Source organism: Marinifilum fragile, assembly GCF_963677365.1.
Classification (GTDB): Bacteria; Bacteroidota; Bacteroidia; order Bacteroidales; family Marinifilaceae; genus Marinifilum; species Marinifilum fragile.
On the sequence record NZ_OY781962.1, the window covers coordinates 978,586 to 1,000,191 of the forward strand.

Genomic DNA, 21,606 nt, shown 5'->3' on the forward strand with positions numbered 1-21,606 from the left:
TCTCAAGACTTTAGTTTGCATCTAAATATTTAAACTGTGCCAAGCTTTTCTGTACTTGAATCTGTGCTTCAATTTGCTTCTGTTCATAAATCCAGATTTTTTGCTGCATATTCAGAACTTCTTCATAGCGCTTCACAGAACTCTCGTAGCTACTTGACAGGATCTCAAAAGATTGCTTTGCTTTGGTAAGCAGATTTTCATATAAAGCAACATCTCTGCTTCCAGTTCTATACTGTTCCAATGCTTGCTGTTTCTCAAATCTTAATTGATTGAGTTCGGAAGTTTTCTTTTCCTGAAACTCCTGTTGTTTCAATTGGTTGACTTTGATGGCAGCTTTGTATTTCTTTCGAAAGATTGGAATGCTTACAGTAAGCATAGGCATTATTGCATCCTGACCATTGTGTGCTACATCCATATCATTTCGTTTGGATAGAATTGCATAATCCAATCCTAAACCAAATTTGGGCATAGCATTGAGCTTCGATGCTTTCTCACCAAATTGAGAAGCCTGTATCATTTGCTCCCAACTGTTAATTCTATTGTGATTGGCAAATTGCAAATCCTCATTAGGCAATGTGGTCGATAACAAGAAAGAATTGTCTCCTGGAGTATCTACTTGCATGTCAAGATCCCGATTAAGAAGTTTGTTAAATGCAGTCTGTTGTGTAAAACGCTTGTCTTTGAACAGTTCCACTTTTGAAATCAATTCTTCTTTTAGCATTTGGATATACAATACATTTACCATGTCAGTTTGATCACTTTCATAACGTTTTAAGCCTTGCTTTTCCAATAAATCCAACACCTCAACTCTTTTTTGCGTGAAGTGTATCTTCTGATCAGTTAGGATTAAATCCAACCAAGAGTTGGTAACACTCAATTCTAATTTTGATCGAGCATCCAAATATTGCAAATAGATAGCATGGGCCTGCAGACTTGCTTGCTGCTCTTTTGCACCAAGTGTTCCAAACCATGGAAACATTTGCGAAATTGACAGCTTAGCCTTCTGAGCTCCTACACGTGTCTCTATAGGTTGAATAAAAACACCCGCAGAGAAAGTTGGATCAGGCAAAGCTTTTACTTGTGGAATCTGTTCCAATGCTTGTTGGTATTTCAGATCCATGGCTTTTAAATCAGGGTTGTTTGCAATTGCATATTCAATATGGTATTGCAAGTCTGACTTACTTTCTTGTGCAAATAACTTGGTACCAGTCAGCAGTACCACTACGGTTATTAATAAAAATCTCATACCAAACCCCCTTTCTTCAGTTGGAATTCTTTGTACATGGCATATAGTGTAGGAACAACAAATAGTGTTATCAATTCAATTGTCATACCTCCAAAAGCAGGTATTGCCATAGGTATCATTACATCCGATCCTCTACCGGTAGAAGTTAATATTGGAAGTAAAGCCAAGAGGGTAGTGGCAGTTGTCATCAAGCAGGGACGTATACGTTTTGAACCTGCTTCGATTACCGATTGCCTGATTTCTTCCTTTGTTTTTGGCTTGTTCTTTTCAAATACCTGTTCAAGATAGGAAGCCATAATAACACCATCATCGGTAGCTATACCAAAAAGGGCTATAAATCCAACCCACACTGCAACCGACAAATAGACGGGATGTATCTGGAACAGTTCCTGTAAATTGATGCCAAGTACAGAAAAGTTCAGAAACCAATCTTGTCCGTAAAACCAGATCATGATAAAACCACCTGCAAATGCAACTGCAATACCACTAAATACCATTAATGTGGGAGCAATACTTCTAAACTGGAAATACAAAATCAAGAAGATGATTACCAATACAATTGGAATAACAATTCCCAATCGTTTTTCTGCGCGAATCTGATTTTCGTAATTGCCAGTAAACTTATAGCTTACACCAGCAGGTACTTTCAAATCACCACTTTCTATTTTATCTGCCAGATAAGACTGAGCAGCTTCTACAATGTCAACTTCAGAATATCCTTCCTCTTTATCAAAAATTACATATCCTACCTGAAAAGTATTTTCGCTTTTAATTACTTGTGGACCTTGTACATATTCTATGGTTGCCAGATCCTCCAAAGGAATAGATTTGCCTAAACTTGTTGGAATTAGAATTTTCTTCAATAGATCAGGATCATTCCTCAATTCACGCGGATATCTTACCCTAATCGGGTAGCGTTCTCTTCCTTCAACCGAATTCGTTAAAGTCATTCCGCCAACTGCAACCGATAAGTGTTTCTGCACATCTTCTATCTGTAAGCCAAAACGAGCAATAGCCTTTCGATCAATTCTGATTTCCAGATAAGGTTTTCCAATCATTCGTTCGGCAAAAACAGAAGCATCATTTACTCCAGGTATATCTTTTACCAATCTTTCAAGCTGTAAACCAAAACTTTCTATCTGTTTCAGGTTATTGCCGGAAACTTTAATACCAATTGGTGCTCGCATTCCTGTTTGCAACATCACCAAGCGAGTTTCTATTGGTTGTAATTTAGGAGCTGATGTAACACCAGGTATTTTGGTGGCATTTACAATTTCCTGCCAGATGTCATCTGGTGATTTGATATGATCTCTCCATTGACGGTAAAATTCTCCGAACTCATCAGGAATTAATTCACCATTCTCATCCTTAAGGAAGTTGCTGTCATCATCAACGGCAAAGCGAATTTTTTTACCATACTTATCGGTTTTGTATTCGCTTTTGTAATTGATGACATTTTCATACATGGAAATAGGAGCAGGATCTAAGGCTGATTCCACACGACCCAATTTCCCAACGACCATATCTATTTCTGGAATATTGGCAACTGCCATATCCAATCGCTTTAACACACGTTTATTCTCTTCTATTCCTGCATGTGGCATAGATGTTGGCATCAAAAGGAATGATCCTTCATCCAAAGCAGGCATAAATTCCTTTCCAATACCGGGATATTTGTGGTACATGTTCTTCCATGCTGAAGTGGAAGTAATGTTGATTCCCACTTTATCCAATCCACGGGCTACAAAACCAAAGGTATTTCCAAATCCTAACCAAATAATTACTCCCCACAAAATAAGAAGTGCTGGAACAGATAGGAACAGCAATTTAAAACGCAATGCCCAGGATAAAATTCGCTGATAGTAGCGCATGAATAAAAGAAATACGACTAGTAATAGTGTAATGCTAAGAACTACAAACAAGAAGTTCGAAGCCAATGAGTTGGATGCTCCCAAAGGCAACCATTCTCTTGCCAGAAGGAATGAAACAGTTAATGCAATTACAAGCAGGTTGGCCTGAAATAAATACTTTTGATATTTCTTGTAGAATTGAGCAGCAAGGTTGATTCCTCCCAAAATTACCAAGGTAATTCCAATCCAGGCTGATGAGGCAAAGATTATATATATTCCAATCAGGATCAGCAATCCATTGATGGCAATTTTTATTCTTCTCTTTTCCGTTCTAATGGCGAATAGCCAATGTGCCATGGCAGGCAGAATAATTATTGCAACCATCAGTGCCCCAAACAGCACAAATGTTTTGGTAAAAGCCAATGGTCTGAAGAGTTTTCCCTCTGCTGCTTCCATGGTAAATACCGGAATAAAACTGATAATGGTAGTTAATACCGCTGTGATCACAGCAGGTGCAACTTCTGTTGTTGCTTCATATATTACCTGTTTGAGATTTTTATCAGGATTCTTCATTTCCAGATGTCGAATCATATTTTCTGACAAAACAATTCCCACATCTACGATTGTACCAATGGCAATGGCTATCCCCGAAAGGGCAACAATATTGGCATCTACATTAAAGTAGCGCATTGCAATAAAGGTCATTAATACAGCTATGGGAATTAAGGCCGATATCAAAATACTTGCCCTTAAATTCATAACCATAATGATGATCACAATAATGGTAATGATGATCTCCAGTGTCAATGCATCTTCCAGAGTTCCCAAAGTTTCATAGATCAACTGAGTTCTGTCGTAGAATGGCACAACCGTTAATTTGGAAATGGTACCATCAGCTAGTTCCTTTTCAGGCAATCCAACGGAAAGCTCTTCAATCTTGTCTTTTACATTGTTAATAACCTCTAAAGGATTTGCACCATATCGTGCTACTACAACTCCACCAACCACTTCGGTACCCATTTTATCTATAATACCTCTGCGGTCCGATGGGCCATAACTTACTTTGGCAACGTCTTGAATACGAACCGGTGTATTGTCTGTCATTTTAACAACCGCCTCTTCCAAGTCTGCCAATTGCTTTACATAGCCAATCCCACGCACAAAATATTCGGCCTGATTAATTTCTATGGTTCGGGCACCGATATCAAGATTGGATTTCTTCACAGCATTCATCACCTGCATAAGGTTGACCCCATGTGCTTGCATGGCTGCAGGATCAACATCCACCTGGTATTCCTTTACAAATCCACCAATAGATGCAACTTCAGAAACACCTTTGGCAGAGGCCAAGGCATATTTTACCTGAAAATCTTGAATGCTTCTCAATTCCTGAAGGTCCCAACCTCCGGTTACTTCACCTTCGGGAGTTCGACCTTCCAATGTGTACCAAAAAATCTGCCCCAGAGCAGTAGCGTCAGGACCGAGTGTGGGTTGAACACCATCAGGCAAAAGATTTTGCGGCAGAGAGTTCAATTTTTCTAGAATTCTCGACCTACTCCAATAGAATTCAATCCCTTCGTCAAAAATGATGTAGATACTGGAAAATCCAAACATGGAGGAAGAACGTATGGTTTTCACCCCAGGAATCCCAAGTAATGATGTTGTTAAAGGATAGGTAATCTGATCCTCTATATCTTGTGGAGAGCGACCCATCCACTTTGTAAAAACAATTTGCTGATTCTCTCCAATATCAGGAATGGCATCAACCGCCACCGGATCTTTTGGCAGAAAATCGATCTTCCAAGGGAATGGCGATGTAATCAGTCCCCAGGCAATGCATACAACCAATAATATGGTTGTAATCAGTTTGTTCTCTAGAAAGAACTTTATGATTTTGTTAAGCATATCTTCTTGTAGTTTAACCACAAAGGAAGTTCAAAGAAAGCCTTAAATACACACAAAGGAGAATACAAAGTATTGAACACTTTGTAATACTTAATGCTGCACTTTGGTATCCTTTGAGGTAAAAAATAATTTATTTATCACAAAGAATACAACTACAAAATCATAAACGAAATACCTGATTCAATATGCATAAATCAGGCAAGGGAGGAGGAAAAAATTCTTCGATTGTAAATGAATTTGTTGAAACTTCTGTTCTTACAAATTGCAGCAATACAGGAATACTTGCATATAGCAAATCCATCTGTGCAACATCGTCTAATTCAAAAGAAGAAGCCAAATAATCAGCTTCAACCTTTATGATTTCAGAAGATTTATCGCAACATCCACAAGGAGTTTCGCAACAAGAATCCGCTTCAACAAAAATAGCAGTAGAGAAAAGTTCTCCACCAGAATAATGCTTGTTAATGCTTACTCCAGCTGTTGAGATCAGCAGGAGAAAAACCAAAATGATATGTCCAAGTTTTTTTGATAACATACAATTAATCGCATTATTTAATACAAAGCTAGTTTAATTTACAAATAACAAAAGAAAAATTTATACTCTTAACAAAGGATTAACTTTTAACTGCATATTCCCATTGGCTGGATTTCTTTTGATTCGAAAACGTTTGAATGTTAAATAAGCTTAAACGATCCCATTTTTTGAGACGATGTTGAAGAATAATAAACGATAATAGTTAAAATTGTTGACCATCCCACTCAAAATAGTTTAAAGTACACACAAATTTTAAAGTATGGAAAAATTAAAAGCACTTGTCAAATGGACAAGATTGGGCTTATTGGGGCTATTTGTAATTGCAGTAGGAATAGAGCTAAGTTTGGGAATTTTAGTAAGCTATTACGAATTTGAAACTCCAATTCTGATACCAGGAAATGAAAGGTTTTGGTTTAATCTCGTAGGTGTAGCAATAATTTTGCTTGAATTGGTAGCTGGGTGGGCCTTGTATCGAAGCAAGATAAAATACATTCAAGTTCTTGATCAACTAGATGAGAAATTGAAAATATTTGGTAGAATTTATTCCTTACAATTGCTTTTGGTTTGTGCTGGAGGAATAACTGCATTATTTTCATTTGAGATAACCCATGATATCCTATGGTATTTGCCTTGGTTGATTTGTATGTATGTGATTGGAAAAAACTTTCCGTTCAATCTTAATCTTTTTCATGCCATGGGAATTGTAGAAGAAGAGGAAAGAAAACTATTCTATAAAGGGTAAATTATCGACTTCCTTATTTATTTCATTGTTCATTTGTGTAATTATCTTGTAGGTATTACTCCCTTTCAGGTTTGAATTAATTGATAATTCATCATTTATAATTCATCATTCTTAATTGTTTGTATTACTTTTGCAGCCAATTTAATACAAAAAGCTGTGGAAACTTTTAAGGAACTAGGTGTAAATAAGAACATTGTTAAGGGATTAAACGAATTGGGAATTGTTAATCCTACTCAAATACAATCAGAAGTAATTAAGGTATTGTTGAATGCGGATACCGATTTAATTGGTCAGGCGCAAACGGGTACTGGTAAAACCGCTGCTTATGGTGTACCATTATTACATCGTGTGAACCCTAAGGTTGAAAAAGTACAAGGATTAATTCTTTGTCCAACGCGTGAACTTGGTTTACAGATCGCCAAACAGTTGTTTAAGTTTACAAAACATAGCGAGAAGACGTTCACAGAATGCATATATGGTGGAGCACCAATCGAAAAGCAGATTGCTAACTTGCGTCGTCCTACACATATAATTGTAGCTACACCAGGTCGTTTAATCGAATTGGTAAAGAAGAAGGCAGTTGATTTGACCCATGTAAAAACAGTAATTTTAGATGAGGCTGACGAAATGCTAAGCATGGGTTTCAAAGATCAACTGAATGAAATTTTGACTTACCTTTCGAGAGTAGAGAACAAATGGTTGTTTTCGGCTACCATGCCTGATGGGATTAAACAGATCATCAAACGACACATTTCAAAATCGGCTCATCGCATTCAGATCAGTGGAAAGAATGTGGTGAATAAGAATATCAAGCATCAATTTGTATTGTGCGATGATCATGAGAAATTATCAGTATTGATGCAATTCTTAAAATCGGATACCAAAGCCAGAGGTGTTGTATTCTGCAAAACCAAAGAAGCAGCTCAGAAACTGAATCAGCAGTTGCAATCGCAAAAAGTAAAAGTGGATGCCATTCATGGAGATCTAAAACAGATTGAGCGTAACAAGGTAATGCGTGCTTTTAAAAATGAGAAATTAAGAGTTTTGGTGGCAACCGATTTGGCCGCACGTGGTATTGATATTGAAGGACTGGCATTTGTTGTACACTACCAGTTGCCTGATAAAGAAGAGTATTACACGCACCGAAGCGGAAGAACTGCTCGTGCTGGAAAAGAAGGAATTTCTTTATCATTGGTAAACCACAAGGAGATGAAGAGCCTGCGTTATTTTCAGAAAGCATTGAATATTGGTTTTAGCCAGATTCGTGCAAAACGTTAATAAAATCATGAATATTTAATTTATTCATGTAACAATAATTATTGGTGATGATATGTATTGCGTATCAGATAATCATATAAAAACCTCACTGAAATGTAATTTTCAGTGAGGTTTTCTTTTATAGGATATACATTAATCATCAATAATGATTTGAACAAAAAAGCTGCCTCAAAATAATATTGAGACAGCTTTCGATGAATCTACTTAATTATTAACGTTTGATTAATTTCTTGGTTTCACTGTTCCTTTCATCTTCAAGGATGATAAGGTATGTACCTGAAACAAGATCAGACACATTTACTTCAGTAGTGTTAGATACTACCGGAATTATTTTGATTAGATTACCATGCATACCTACAATTTTAATCTTACCTCCAGCACTTCTGGTTTCGATTTTTACGTAATCACGTGCTGGGTTAGGGCTTAGTATTAGAAGATCAGTTGGAGCTTCGTTACCCAGAGGATCTGAAATTGTAAGATTGGTTAACTTGGCGGAAGAAGAAGTATTTGTAATGTTAACGGTGTAATCTTCTACTTCACCATAGCTAAATGTTTCGCAAGGATCCGCTGCAGAGTTGTATTTCATGGTCACACGCATTTGGGTGTTCCCAAGACTTGCATCGCTAGGAACCGTAAATGTTCCTGATAAAGTTCCGCTACTGCTAGATGATCCACTTACCATTAATTCGTTGGAATCGAATGTGCCATTTTGATTAAAATCGATCCACACGTGCCAGAATTCTGTGTAAGTGGTACTGCGGAAACCAGCACTAAAGTAAATGGTTTGAGAACTACCAGGAACCAAATCAGTGCTCAGGTTTGTATAATCGGCATAACCACCATCGTTTCCTGTGCTGTTATTGATATTTCCCAATTGAACCAAATCGATCCATTCGTAGCTCGAATTGTTTCCTTTAGAGGAACAATAGTTCAGGCTGGCAGCATTTGTAGTTAAATTATAGGTGCTTGAATAGTCGCTTGAACCAAAACTGTTATTGGCTCTTAGTCTGTATTCATAGGTAGTTGATGCATTTGCACCAGTATAATCGTAACTTGTAGATGTTGTATTGAATGAACTCCAATTTCCGCCTTGCTCCCTGATATCAATATCGTATGAAGTAGCTGTAGCTACACCATTCCAATTGATGCTAAAAGAACTGGATGTAATGTTGCTGGCCGTAATTCCATCAGGAGTTGGAGGAGGATTTTGGCTGGCTGCCTGAATGTTTATCGTATAATCCTCAACCTCGCCATAAGAGAAAGACTCGCAAGCGGTTTGAGAAGCATTGTATTTCATGCTCACACGCATTCTGGTTGTTCCCGAAACGCCTGAAGGAATGGTAATGGAACCAGTTACAGTAGTTTTACTCAAGGAACCAGCATCAAAGGCCAACTCATCGGAATCATTAAACGTACCATCCTGATCGTAATCAATCCAGATTTTCCAATATTCATTGTATGAAGATCCTGAGAAAGCAGGACTTAATGAAACATTATACTGATCGCCTGCATTCAAATCAACAGTCAATGATGTGAAATCTGTATAATTGGCTGCTCCCGATGTATTATTGAAAGTTCCAATGGTCACATCCGAAATCCACTCGTAAGTGGAGTTGTTGCCTTGAGAATCACAATATACCAACTGAAGGTCAGAGGTGGTAGTAGAAGCGATTGCAGAATAATCACTACTTCCGGTATCGTTGTTCGAACGAACTTGATACTCATATACAGTAGAAGCCTGTAGGTTTGTTATGTTCTGACTGAGGTTACTGGTATTGTAATTGACCCAGCTTCCGCCTTGTGGACGCACCTGTACATCGTAATCATTCGCATAATTGGCAGCATCCCAACTTAGGCTAAATGAATTGGAGGTAATGTTGCTCACTGCGATATTTGCAGGGACATCTGGTAGAGGAGGTAAGGCAGTGGTGTTTACATTGCCAATGGATGTATAATCACTATTGCCGGCACTGTTAACGGCTCTTACCTGGAATTCATAAGTGGTTTCGGCGGTAGCTCCCGTGTACGAATAAGCATTGCTTGATGAAGTATAATTACTCCAAATTCCGCCACTTTCTCTTATCTGAATATCATATGAACTTGCTCCGGAGCTTGCATCCCAGCTAAGATCAAAAGAAGTAGCTTTTACGTTACTTGCTACAAGACCAGTTGGAGTTGCAGGAGGGTTGCCGTCGGAAAGAGCTGCAAAGGCATTCATTCGCCCACTTCCCAATTTACCTATGAAAGTAGGAATGGTAGCATCGATATTGTCAGCTGTGCTCATCAATTTGTTGCGCACCTCTTGAGGAGTGATGTTGCCATAGTATTTTGAAACAATTAATGCCGCAACCCCTGAAACGTGAGGGCAAGCCATTGAAGTTCCCTGCATCACACCATATTGGTTATTCGGTAGTGTTGAATGAACAGCAGTCGGATCGGTGTTTGATGAAATTAACTCACCACCCGGAGCTGCAATATCCACCCAAGTGTCGTAATTGGAATACCATGCTTTCTCGTCTTTGCAATTTACTGCACCAACAGCCAAAGCACTTTCATAACATCCCGGATACCATAAACCAGAGTCATCATCATTACCTGCTGCAATAACCACCAAGCCTCCATTCATTGCTTCTCCAGGTCCACCTGCATTGGCAATAAAATAATCGATCGCATCCAGCACAGCCTGATCGTAAACACCTTTATTGCTATATCCCCAACTGTTTTGAGAGATTACAGCACCATTATCAGCTGCATAAGTAAAAGCTTCGGCAAATCCACCATTTGAGGTGTCGGTGAAAACATTACAAGACATCAGGCGAACCCCATTGTTGTTACCGTTACCACCAGCAACACCAGCAACACCAATACCATTATTGGTTTCGGCAGCTACGGTTCCTGCTACGTGTGTTCCATGATCTCCAACCGATATGGTTCCCGTGTTGTTTGCAAAGTTGTATCCGTAAACATCATCTATATAGCCATTGTTGTCATCATCAATACCGTTTCCGGCAATTTCTCCTGGGTTAACCCACATGTTTCCGGCCAAATCTTCGTGGTCCCAATCCACACCACCATCCTCGATGGCAACAATTACATTGGGATTACCAGTTTCAATTTCCCATGCTTCCAATAAGCTGATATCAGATCCTGGTGTACCACCGTTTTGACCTGTGTTTTCATAGTGCCATTGATCTGGAAAGCGTGGATCGTTAGGGGCTGTACTCAAGCTTGGAGGACTTGCCTTTGGCAATTCGGGTAGGGGAGTAATGCTGTGCGAAACCAGCTTTGCTTCAGGAATTGCCTGGGCCATCGAAATTTCAGCAATGTTACTGTACTGCGCAATCAATTGCTTGACAGGCGTGCTGGAATTGAACTCGATATCGTACCATAGGTGCAAACCAAACTTACGGTGCTTGGCCTCATGTTTACCCGCATCGCGGAAAACGCGTTTCATCTTGTAAGCCGCGAACTTTTCATTCAGTTTGTCTACGGCCTTCATTTTGGTTACAACATAAGCATCCTGAGGTCGAGCTTTTAGTTGGTGACCTTTTTCAAGATTTTCGGAAAGTACATCCACTTTCGCTTGAATGTTTTCTGAGAATTTTACCCGGATAACACCTTTGTAAAGGCCTTCGGAATTAACAGCACGCTTTTGCGCAAAACCTACTTGAAAGAGCAGAAGTAGGACAATAAAAAATGTAAAATTTTTCATAGAATTAAATTTAAATTGTGATTGGTTTTCGTTGGGCAATGGTCAATTTATGATATTTTTTCGAAATGATGAAAAATATTTATTGTCTAATATGTGATTTGTTGTCGAAAATTTATGAATGAAAATTCTGTAAGCCTGATGATATAAGAGATTGGTGGATTTGAAAAAATATTAGGTTAATGTTGAATTTTTTACAAATTGATTTTAGTATTTATAAAAAGTCATTTGGTAATTAGAAAAAGTTCGTTGGTGGTAGTTTTTGTATTTGCCGAACCGAAATCTATAGGATGATTAGAAATCAAGATTAAGGAAGGTAAATTCTTGTGGAATGTTAGGGTGTTATCGGTTTGAAATGCTAGGAAGATATGGTTTTTGTTGATTTTTCTTTAAATATATGTTTATATATCGCGACGCATTTGTTCTGTTTTTCCTGCAAACACAATTGAACGATATGTTGTATGATTTTTTCGATGCTTTAGGGAGGATTACTTCAGTTTTTAAAAAATGAATCATCCCATAAAAATGCATCTGACAGGAAGATTTTAGATCGATCTACTTTTGTAGAATGGGATAAAATGTTGCCGATATGCCCATTGTTTTTTGCAGAAGGCTCTGCGATGAGGAATTGATATCCTTCGATTTTTAAAAATGCATTTCTCATCAAGATGGTATGGTAATTTATTTTTGTAGAAGCCTATAAAATCCAGCCTATGTTCCCATTGTTTTTTCACGATGCACCCTTCATGATGATTTTATACCCATCTACTTTTGTGGGAAGGGGTAAAATGGTGATAAAATGGCCTTCCTTTTTTTGCAATTCGTAGGTAGCTATGATTTGATATGCTTCATATTTTTTAGAAGGCAAATAAATGTAGCTGGCAAATCCATTTTAGAAAAACGAAAGGGGAATTGATGGGATTTGATATACTTCTCAAAAAAACAAGGAGGTATCAGCAGCATGTTGAATCCTATTTTGTAAAAAAATAATGAAAGCAGTTAGATCATATATGCTTTTGGAGTAAAATTGGACTTTTAAAATATGTTATGCAGCATAATGTTTTGGTGGAAGAACGGTTCGTTTAGGCTTTTTGAGTTGATTTCGATTGGCGTAACGTATTGATGTTTATTTTATTGTCTTGATAAAAATAGAATGTCTGTTTAATTTTATATGGTGTATGTATCACATACATAATTCAACCATGACAATGTGAATCAGAGCTGTTTATTTACCCACAGGTAACCCCAAAAGTGATGAGGTTACTTATTTTTTAATTTTAAATTAGAAGCAAATGAAAGTGGAAAAATTTAGTGCTGCACGATTCAGAAATGCAGAATTGATTTCATTGGGTGATGACAGTGTGCGTATTTGCAAGGTACACGATTGGAGTACATCACCGGTTCAAGCTCTTTATGCGAATACAGAAAGTTCGTTGAGCAAGTTTAAAACTCAGGTTAATAAGGCTTCAACAACGAGTGAAACCGCTGAGGTTCGTGAGTTGGATGCACAATTTAACCATTCGTGGCGGGCTGGTAAACTGTATTGCCAGGCCTACCTGTTAAGTCCGGTTAAAGCTGAACGCGAAGCTGCCACTGTATTGTATGATTTGGCAAAAACACATGGTATTAATCTACACAACGAAAGTTTACCGGTGCAAAATGCCAATGCTCGTTTGTATTTAAAGGATTGTGACACGATTCAAAACGTAAAGGATGCGATTGCTGCGATTCAATTCCAGCCTTTTGTAGATCGAATTAAAACCAATCTTGACAATGTAGAGGCAGGCATCGTAAACCGTGATGAAAAAGCGAGTAGCGAACATCGCGAAATCGACATCAAGGAGTTTCGTGTGAAACTGACCAAGGATCTCAATAGCCTTTATCAGTATCTGGAACTAATGTCGGAGTTGAACGGCGAAGGCGAATTTACCGACATGCTCATGCTGATTAACGAAAGTATCCGCAAAATTGAGCATTCGATTAGCATCAGAAGCAAACAAGCCAAAGAGGAGGAGGTAGTAGAAGAATAGTTTGATAGTAATGGATATGAAATCGCCCTACTGTATTGTTTTGGTGGGGCGAGTTTTCTATGATTTAGTTCTTTTTTATTTCTGTGTAATACCCTTATCAGTTGTATTTTTAATTACCTCAATAGCCTTTTCCAATACTTCATCTTTTTGGGCTTTTAGACCATCAGGTGTTGGTTTTACCTCAATGTCGGGTACAATGCCAATGCGTTGTGTTTCCCTACTATCAGGATAAAATACGCCAATGCCGGTCATGTAGCTTTTAAATTCACCTGGAATATTTAACAGGGAAACATTACCATCGGCACCTGAGGTCTGACTTCCTATTACAATTGCGTTAGGAGCAGTTTGCAGACACATGGTGGTAAATTCGGCTTGGCTTTGTGTTGTTTCATTTACCAGAATCACAACTTGTCCATTGTATTTAGGACCTTCCTTACCACCACATTTTATGCTTTGAGTCCAGGTGAATTTACCTGGATAATTCAGATTGGGTATGGTAAACTTCACAAATTCCTTCGGTTTTTCATTCAGATAGCTGGAAATATCGTTCATGGTTCTTCTAGGATAGTTTCTCACATCAAAAACAATGGCTTTGGTATTCATCAGGCTGTCCATCATGGTTGGAACATCCCTTCGTTCCAGAATTCCCATATTTACGTATCCAATGTTGTTTTCTAGTATTCTCCATTTGGGATCATTGCTCTTTTCAGGACTGAATTTACTAAAAGGATACCTTCTGATGATTTTACGATGACTCTTTCCTTCGCGAATAAATTCAATATTAAGGGAATCGGTAGAACCGTTGAAAATGCAGTTGTATGCATTTCGTAATTTCACCGAAGCATTGGATGCATGAATGTATTTGTCCTTTTCTAGAAGAATTTTTGATATGGATTTACCATCAACTTTTGTAATGATATCACCTATTTGTAAATCATCTTCTTCAGCAAGCATTCGGTCATAAAATCCTGTAATTATTGCCTGATCATCTATGATTTTAAATCTTGCAGGTATCCATTGCAATCCAAAATACTGATTGGTGTGGCAGGTTCTTAATCCTGCATGACTGTCGTTAATCTTTACAACCAGTTCCAACATTGCCAAATGAAATTCCTCTTCCGATTGGCAGTTCGTAAACTTTGGAATCATTTCCAATAATGCTTCATCCCAATTCTGATCCATCTGGTATTTGTATGGGAAAAAGTACTCAATGATGTTCCAGTATTTGAACAAGCTTAATAATCTGTACTCTTTTTTTGTCCAGTCAAAGTTGTTGTGTAAAGGCTCATTTTTCAGTTTAATGTTCCCAATATATGGTGTAGAAGAAACATAGTAATGATCTCCCTGTGCGCGATTTTCTTCTATGAATTTTAATTTGGTACACAACTCTTTGCTAAATATTTCTTCGTTGCTAATCCAAGCGAGATTGAAGTTTTTGTTAAAATATTGATCCTCAGGTATTGTATCTACAATGGTAATGTTTGGTACTTCCCCTAAAGAGTTGATTAGTTCCAAGTATACTTTCGATAATTCCTCTCGGTTGCCTGCTTCTTTTATTCGAGGCAGGACGGTGAATAATTGTTTGTCCCAATAAAAAGGATCCTTTCCAATATTTGGGTGATAATATTTCAAAAAGCCCCAAACCTTTGCTGTGCTTGCTAATTTTTTGGTTTCCCAAAGTCTGTTTTGTGTTTGAAAATAGGAAACTGTAAGATAGGATAACAGACCAATAATTATAATGGTCATCAGTAATCTTGATCTCTTCATGTTGTGTGTAGTATTTTGTTTATGTTGAAATGATTACCTAAAACTAATAATAATTATTAGTAAATATTGTTATGATTATATTAAAGGAAGTTAAAAAAAGTATTTATATGTATTTGGAACTGATTTGGGAATTGCATGGCGAAGGCGAATTTACCGACATGCTCATGCTGATTAACGAAAGCATTCTCAAAATAGAGCATTCGATTAGCATCAGAAGCAAACAAGCGAAAGAGGAGGTAGTGGAGGAATAGTTTGATAGTAATGGATACAAAATTACCCCACTGTATTGTTTTGGTGGGGCGATTGTTTATAAATTATTGTGTTATTAGATCACATATTCATCATTTAATTCATTTTGCTTTTTCTCAACCAAAGATATATCAGGATTGTGTTTTAAATAGAATTTTTGTAATCAGATAGAGGCCAATAACCCCACCAATGATTTGGTAGTAGGCTAATATTAAGATGGTTAATTGAGTGTTTTTAATTCTGAGTTTCATGGTATTAGTTTAAGGAAATGTCATTGATTGTAGTGATGTAATTTTTTAAGGTTTTCATGGCTTCTTCTTTGTTAAAATACCAATCGGAGAAGGGCAGAGGGAATATGCTAACATCAGCTCGGTTTAAAATTCTGTAGCGCTCAATTCCAAAAATATCCGAATATTCTCCTGGGTATCCTACCAAATCAATTCCGATATATTTGTTGTTGTATTTTAGAAGTAGATCGATCTTAAGACCTGCAATAGAGTAGCCCTCCCAAATTGAATCTATCTTCCAGGATTTGAGAGCTTCTTTAACTTCATTTAGGAATTGATCACGTGAAGGGTTATCTAAATCAGTTGGTACAATTGTATTCGATTTGGTTTTCGATAAATAAGCTCGAAGAAGTGTATCTGTTTTTAAGTCGTTTTTGCTTATTGAATGGTGTACATATTGTCTGTATCTTGCGCGAGTAATGGCAACATTAAAAACATCCTCTTTGTTAATATGATTGATTGCCGAATGATGACTGTAAGCATCTATGGTTAGGGATAAATACATAATGTCTCGTTCTTCACCTTGAAAGCTATATGCAGTTCCTACTCTTATTTTATGCTTTTCGATTTCTTCCATTTCGAACTGATTTAAAAGCTGCTTGCCCAAATAGTCTACTTGTGATCTAAATGGCGATAACACTCCAACACTTGAGCTAAATTCGGGAGATAAATCTTTTTCTTTGTCGACCAATTCACGAACAGCTTTCAATATTGTACTTGCCTCTTTTTCGTTTGAACCATTTTTATCGCGTGTGCCTTCAATACTGATAAAGTATAAAGCTTGTTCATTATCATCAGGTCTTGAGGTCATTATTTTTAATTGGTTATCGTAAAAATGTTCATTGCTGAAATGAATTATGGGCGATAAACTTCTAAAGTGTTCATCAAGCATACTTACCTGGTTGCCTGATTGCAGACTGCTCATAACTAGATCTAAAATACTTTTATCTCTGTAATTTAGAGTATGGTTATTGATATGTTGAAGATTGTATTTGTCTCGATATATGTTTTGAATCTCTTTCGATAGAAAAGATACATGTCTCAGTTGGCAAGGATCCCCTGCAAAAACAACTCTTTTTGCTCGCTGTATTAAAGGGAGACAACTGGCAATGTCGCATTGTGTAGCTTCATCAATAATAACTACATCAAACATTTCTTTTTGAAAAGGCAGTGCATCTTTTACCTCTGATAAATTGCATAACCAAATTGGGAATGCTTTTAAAACTGCATCGAATTTTATTTCATTAAATTTGGCTAGCCTTTCGGTATCGCTCGACATTTTTAGAGCTTCGTGAAAGCGCTGTATGTTCTTCCAGTCGCTTTCCATTACACTTAAAATCTGTTTGATGTATTTTAAACGAATAAACAGTAGAATGTCTTCTATTTGTTGCTGATCTTTTTGTTTTAATTGCTGATTGTATTCCCAAATTGGGACTTGAATTCGGTTTCTGATGTCAATGTATCGTGTCTTAATTTTATTCCAGACACCATTCTGATGATTACTGAGATGTTCTCCCCACTTTAGTTCATTTTCTACCTCATTAGAGAAGGATTGTTCCAATTTGTTAATAAGCTTGGCTCTCGATTCAATCTCAGTAGATAAGTTCAACAATCTCAGATTTAACTCATCGTCTTTTAATTTGGGTAGATCAAATTCTTTTAAGAGATAGTTTAGTTTGTATACACGTGTTAGAAGAGATTTTAGAAATCGGTTTAGTGGAGTGGAATAGGATCGTTTTTTACCAGTTCTAACAACCGCTTTGTCAACACCTAGTTGAAGTTTTATCTTTTCAGCGATTACATCAACGGCTTCATCGGTACGCGAAGCGATTAATACCGATTCTCCTCTGTTCATGTGTTCTAAAGCAACTGCTCCAATCGTATATGTTTTGCCAGTTCCAGGAGGACCAACGATTAAAGTTAATGGATTCACCGAGCTAGACTTTAGTATGGCTTCTTGAGCTTCACTTAATATCATTGGTAGCTTGCCCTTAATGTATTTTCCTTGCTGATCCTTTAGTTCTCTTTCTGAAAATAAAGATTGCAAAGGGGTGGAATAATCGGAACGTGAACCCAATTCACGTAGTTCATTTAATACACCTCTTGTATTTGTGGATTTTGTTACCAATCCCAAAATACTAGATGGAAGCAATACGTATTTACTTTCTTGATTCCTGGATAAACTTATAATGGTTTTGTTGATCGATTTTACATTCGTATTTTCCGGGTATGCATAAATGTTTTCGATGTCAACATTTAAAAAGTATTTTTTGAAAAGGCGAACGATATATTCAACATGCTCGAAACGAATGTAATTTTTGGGTAGATCTTCGAATAAAGTATCTTGAAGAAATTCAGAACTGGAATCACTCAAGAGCATTTGTATGATTGGATAGTTTATTCTTCTTTCGCTGGTGTTGATTGATAAATAATAGAATTCATCCTTCTGTTGTATTTCAGCAGGATAATAGAACAGAGGTGCGCATAGTGTTTTAGAATCTCCTTTCTGATCGATGTAGTTTCCACAAATGAAAAATGTGCCGTATAGTAATTCCTTTTCTTTCTCGTACAGCTTTACCTTTTTGCTGATTGTGGATGCTTTCGCAGAATCTATGGGTATAATTGGGTGATTACCAGTTAGTAATTCTTCTTCTCCGTCGAAGTAAATTTTATTTTCTACTTTTTGATTTAAGAAATTATAAATTGTTAACTCCCTGTTGTCTGATCTGTAACAATCATTAAAGTACTGAATAATATTCGGTATGGAACTGTTAATGTTCATAAGAGGCATAAGTATTTTATAAACTATCTAAGGCATAAACTTACATAATAATCTTAATATTTCGGAATAATTTAATTTTAGAGATGGGAAATTAGAGAAGCTTTTCAATTTCAGTATTTTAGTAAGGCGTTTAGATGTAATATGAAGAAAAAATAAAATATTTTGCATCAAGCGCAAGTTTTTTTGTGAATGGGTGTCTAAGCTATTAAATTCACAATCATAGTATAGAAATCTCAATGAAGGAACAGGAGTTAATCGAAGAACTCAAACTTGGAAATCAAGCAGCCTTTCGCCATTTGGTGGAAAGCTACCAATCGATGGTAGTGAATACCGCAATGGGTATGCTCCACAATATGGCAGATGCCGAAGATGTGGCACAGGAGGTTTTTATTCAGGTGTACAATTCCATCCATGATTTCAGGCTTGAGTCGAGTTTAAAGACCTGGATCTACAGAATTACTATTACTCGTTCGCTAAATGCTGTTCGCAGTAAGGGAAGAAAGAGTTTCTTTACCAGATTGGAGGATTTTTTTCTTACGAAACGTGAGGTTGGTATTGGAGAAAGTAGTTTGCCTAATCCTCAAAAGAGATTGGAAGAAATGGACCATAGCGAAGCCATTCAATCGGCAATGAATACACTTCCTGATAATCAGAAAGTAGCTTTTACACTTAGTAAGTATGAAGATTTAAGTTATAAGGAAATTGCGGAGGTGATGCAGGTTTCGAAATCCTCGGTAGAATCATTGCTGTATAGGGCAAAGGTGAATCTACAGAAAAAATTATTGGATTATTACAAAAATTTTAATGAGTAGCGCAAGTTTTTTCTCAAGTGAGTGTCAAATACTAAAACAAGAACAATGAACTGTAAGGATTTAAAAAGCAAATTGATTTTTTATGTGGAGGGGGAACTCTCTGCAGATGAAATGAGAAGCTTTCATCATCACCTTAATCACTGTAAGGAATGCAGTAATAGTGTGAGTTTGCTCAAGGAAACCTTTGGTGCCATTGAGAAAGAGAAAGCAATGGAGGTGAATCCTTATTTACTGTCAAAAACCATGAACAGATTAAAAGAGCAGGAGAGAGGACAGTATGAATCAAAGCTATCTCAAGTTCTTCGACCAGTATTTATTGGGTTCATGTTTATGGTTGCAATAGGAGGAGGTATTTTTATGGGAGCAAATTTTGCTGGTGAACCTTCGCCAATTCAGCACTCCGATTTAATTGATCCCTATTTTAACGAAATGCAGGGTGAAAGTATTGAAATGTTCTTCTTAAATGATATGCCAGATGAATAGATCGAGAAAAATATGGATGTGGCTTGCTTTAATCCTTTTGGCAACCAACTTGTCAACCATCGGTTCGTTTTGGTATCACACTTACCAAGAAAAAAAGGAAGTTGTAAAGCCTGAGATGCCTGTGGAATATCGCATTCGATTCCTGAAAGATCAATTGGGTTTGAATGAGGAGCAGAAAAATTATTTCAAATCTTTAAACAGAGATTACAATCGAAATGCGAATCAAATCATGCTTAGCTTGAATGCCCTACGTCAGGAAATGTTGGAGAATTTAGGTGAGGAAACTTGTGATTCAGTACGAATGAAAGAGATCGCAAATGAAATTGGAGAAAAGCATGAAGAATTGAAGTTGGCTACGGTTCAATTTTATTTGGATATGAAAGGGGAGTTGAATAAGGAGCAACAAACCAAACTCTACGATTTGTTTAGTAGCTTAATACAAAAGAGTGAAGAGGTAAAAACACCAAGAGGAAAAAGAAAAGGAAGGGGAGAAGGCAAAGGTCATGGTCCCTGGCATTAAAAATCAATAAATAATATAGATAATAAACCAATTTAGAGAGTGATGAACTGTCGCTTTCAGGGCATTCTATGCCCAAAAAATTAAAAACAAACAGATATGAAACGAACATCTTTAATCAAAAAACTAGGAAGTAGCTTAATCATTATTCTTTTGCTAACACTGTCATTTGGTACCGAAGCTCAAAGCAGACGAAATGCAGATTGTACTCAGATCAGTAATTTGAGTGAGCAGCAGAATGATCAGTTAAGTGAATTGAAAGCCAAGCATTTTAAGGTGATGGATGACTTGCGTGCCAAAAGAAGAGCATGTACCACAGCCGAAGAAAAAGCGCAAGTGAGAAATGAAATGCAGGCTGAAGTGAACAGACACAAGAAGGCTGTGAATGAAATTCTGACACCAGAACAGAGAGCTCAGTATGCACAAAGTACTCCAAGAGGAGGATGTGCATATAACAGAAGTGGACGAAGAGGTGGTAATGACAATTGCAATGTTAATACCAACTCTTGTAGAAGGGGCAAAGGTCGTATGGGAAAAGGTGCTTGCCGATCCAATAACCGACGAAACTTGTAAGAGGAAATAAACTCTGATATGTGGAATTAATCGTGGAGGTGCTGTGGTTGATTCGGTATGACATTAACTTTAAAATTTAAGATCAAATGAAGAACAAAATGACAAAATTTGCTGTAGCAATTATTGCGGTACTTGGATGGTTTGCCTGCGATAATGAGAATGATAATGTGGAGAATGAGATGTTGAACGATTTGCCTTTGGTTGAAGTAACAACAGAAGGTTATACCAATGTGTTGACATCGAATCTGAAAACAGTTTTGGCTAGCGAAACAACAAGCCCGCTGAGTGGTGAAGAAGAGGGCTTGTTGTTGATGAGAGAGGAAGAGTTGCTTGCTCATGACGTGTATAGCTTGTTCGGAGACCTGTATGCTTTGAAAATCTTTAGCAATATAACAAGTTCAGAAGCGACTCATGCTCAAGCCATGCTTGATTTATTGAATCTGTTTGGACTGGAAGACCCAGCTACAGGTGTTGCAGGAACTTATACCAATGAAACATTACAAAGCTTGTATACAGAATTAACTGAAAAGGGAAAAGTTTCGGTGGAGGAAGCACTTCAGGTGGGTGCCTATATTGAGGAGGTTGATATTAAGGATTTGGAAGACTTGATGGGTGAAACCGAAAATGAAGAGATCTTGTTGGTATATGATAATCTGCAAAGAGGATCGAGAAATCACTTGCGTGCTTTTGTAAAAGTTTTGAAATCATATGGTATTGTATATGTGCCAAGTGTATTGACTCAGGAAGATTTTGATGCGATTATTACTTCTGATATTGAAAAAGGAAATGGTAGCAGAAATTCTTATAGATATCAGCATGGTAATAGAGGGAATTAATGAGT

At 37.2% G+C, this 21,606-nt stretch carries 15 protein-coding genes; 9 read left to right on the top strand and 6 right to left on the bottom strand.

The genetic code is table 11. The features are described 5' to 3' along the window. Positions 1 to 10: 10 nt before the first annotated feature. From ACKPCA_RS03675 to ACKPCA_RS03685, 3 genes are all read right to left on the bottom strand, one after another. Positions 11 to 1,246, bottom strand: coding sequence for a TolC family protein (locus ACKPCA_RS03675; protein WP_321281469.1), 1,236 nt, complete (start codon positions 1,244 to 1,246; stop codon positions 11 to 13). Next, positions 1,243 to 5,001 (bottom strand): efflux RND transporter permease subunit, encoded by a 3,759-nt coding sequence (locus ACKPCA_RS03680; protein WP_321281470.1) that lies wholly within the window; start codon positions 4,999 to 5,001, stop codon positions 1,243 to 1,245. The genes ACKPCA_RS03675 and ACKPCA_RS03680 overlap by 4 nt, the downstream gene beginning before the upstream one ends. 160 nt (positions 5,002 to 5,161) lie before the next feature. Beyond that, a complete protein-coding gene (locus ACKPCA_RS03685) occupies positions 5,162 to 5,536 on the bottom strand; it encodes an HYC_CC_PP family protein (RefSeq protein WP_054720085.1) in 375 nt (124 codons plus the stop codon). A gap of 259 nt (positions 5,537 to 5,795) precedes the next feature. Here ACKPCA_RS03685 and ACKPCA_RS03690 point away from each other — a divergent pair, with 259 nt between their 5' ends. Both ACKPCA_RS03690 and ACKPCA_RS03695 read left to right on the top strand, forming a co-directional pair. Beyond that, the gene (locus ACKPCA_RS03690; protein WP_321281472.1) at positions 5,796 to 6,278 is read left to right on the top strand and encodes a hypothetical protein; all 483 of its coding nucleotides are present in this window, start codon (positions 5,796 to 5,798) and stop codon (positions 6,276 to 6,278) included. A 156-nt stretch (positions 6,279 to 6,434) separates the two neighbouring features. Further along, positions 6,435 to 7,556, top strand: a complete 1,122-nt coding sequence (locus ACKPCA_RS03695; RefSeq protein ID WP_321281473.1) for a DEAD/DEAH box helicase — start codon at positions 6,435 to 6,437, stop codon at positions 7,554 to 7,556. 211 nt (positions 7,557 to 7,767) lie between these two features. Here the strand turns inward: ACKPCA_RS03695 and ACKPCA_RS03700 are convergent, their stop codons facing one another. Continuing rightward, the gene (locus tag ACKPCA_RS03700; RefSeq protein ID WP_321281475.1) at positions 7,768 to 11,268 is read right to left on the bottom strand and encodes a S8 family serine peptidase; all 3,501 of its coding nucleotides are present in this window, start codon (positions 11,266 to 11,268) and stop codon (positions 7,768 to 7,770) included. Positions 11,269 to 12,557: 1,289 nt separating this feature from the next. Here ACKPCA_RS03700 and ACKPCA_RS03705 point away from each other — a divergent pair. Then, on the top strand, positions 12,558 to 13,295 hold the full coding sequence (locus ACKPCA_RS03705) for a DUF6261 family protein (RefSeq protein ID WP_321281476.1): 738 nt from the start codon (positions 12,558 to 12,560) through the stop codon (positions 13,293 to 13,295). Between the two features lie 75 nt (positions 13,296 to 13,370). Here the strand turns inward: ACKPCA_RS03705 and ACKPCA_RS03710 are convergent, their stop codons facing one another. Next, positions 13,371 to 15,062 (bottom strand): S41 family peptidase, encoded by a 1,692-nt coding sequence (locus ACKPCA_RS03710; protein ID WP_321281478.1) that lies wholly within the window; start codon positions 15,060 to 15,062, stop codon positions 13,371 to 13,373. Between the two features lie 71 nt (positions 15,063 to 15,133). Here ACKPCA_RS03710 and ACKPCA_RS03715 point away from each other — a divergent pair, with 71 nt between their 5' ends. Next, on the top strand, positions 15,134 to 15,313 hold the full coding sequence (locus tag ACKPCA_RS03715; RefSeq protein WP_321281480.1) for a hypothetical protein: 180 nt from the start codon (positions 15,134 to 15,136) through the stop codon (positions 15,311 to 15,313). Between the two features lie 253 nt (positions 15,314 to 15,566). Here ACKPCA_RS03715 and ACKPCA_RS03720 read toward each other — a convergent pair whose 3' ends face one another. Then, a complete protein-coding gene (locus ACKPCA_RS03720) occupies positions 15,567 to 18,380 on the bottom strand; it encodes a DEAD/DEAH box helicase (protein WP_321281481.1) in 2,814 nt (937 codons plus the stop codon). 236 nt (positions 18,381 to 18,616) lie between these two features. Here ACKPCA_RS03720 and ACKPCA_RS03725 point away from each other — a divergent pair, with 236 nt between their 5' ends. From ACKPCA_RS03725 to ACKPCA_RS03745, 5 genes are all read left to right on the top strand, one after another. Beyond that, complete coding sequence (locus ACKPCA_RS03725) at positions 18,617 to 19,192, top strand: RNA polymerase sigma factor (protein WP_321281482.1); 576 nt, start codon at positions 18,617 to 18,619, stop codon at positions 19,190 to 19,192. Between the two features lie 45 nt (positions 19,193 to 19,237). Then, positions 19,238 to 19,675, top strand: a complete 438-nt coding sequence (locus tag ACKPCA_RS03730) for an anti-sigma factor family protein (RefSeq protein WP_321281483.1) — start codon at positions 19,238 to 19,240, stop codon at positions 19,673 to 19,675. After that, on the top strand, positions 19,668 to 20,195 hold the full coding sequence (locus ACKPCA_RS03735) for a Spy/CpxP family protein refolding chaperone (protein WP_054720114.1): 528 nt from the start codon (positions 19,668 to 19,670) through the stop codon (positions 20,193 to 20,195). Before ACKPCA_RS03730 ends, ACKPCA_RS03735 begins: the two co-directional genes overlap by 8 nt. Before the next feature lie 96 nt (positions 20,196 to 20,291). Then, positions 20,292 to 20,765, top strand: coding sequence for a Spy/CpxP family protein refolding chaperone (locus ACKPCA_RS03740; RefSeq protein ID WP_321281485.1), 474 nt, complete (start codon positions 20,292 to 20,294; stop codon positions 20,763 to 20,765). 86 nt (positions 20,766 to 20,851) lie between these two features. Next, entirely contained in the window at positions 20,852 to 21,601 is a 750-nt protein-coding gene (locus tag ACKPCA_RS03745) for a DUF2202 domain-containing protein (protein WP_321281486.1), read from the top strand. Positions 21,602 to 21,606: the final 5 nt, after the last annotated feature.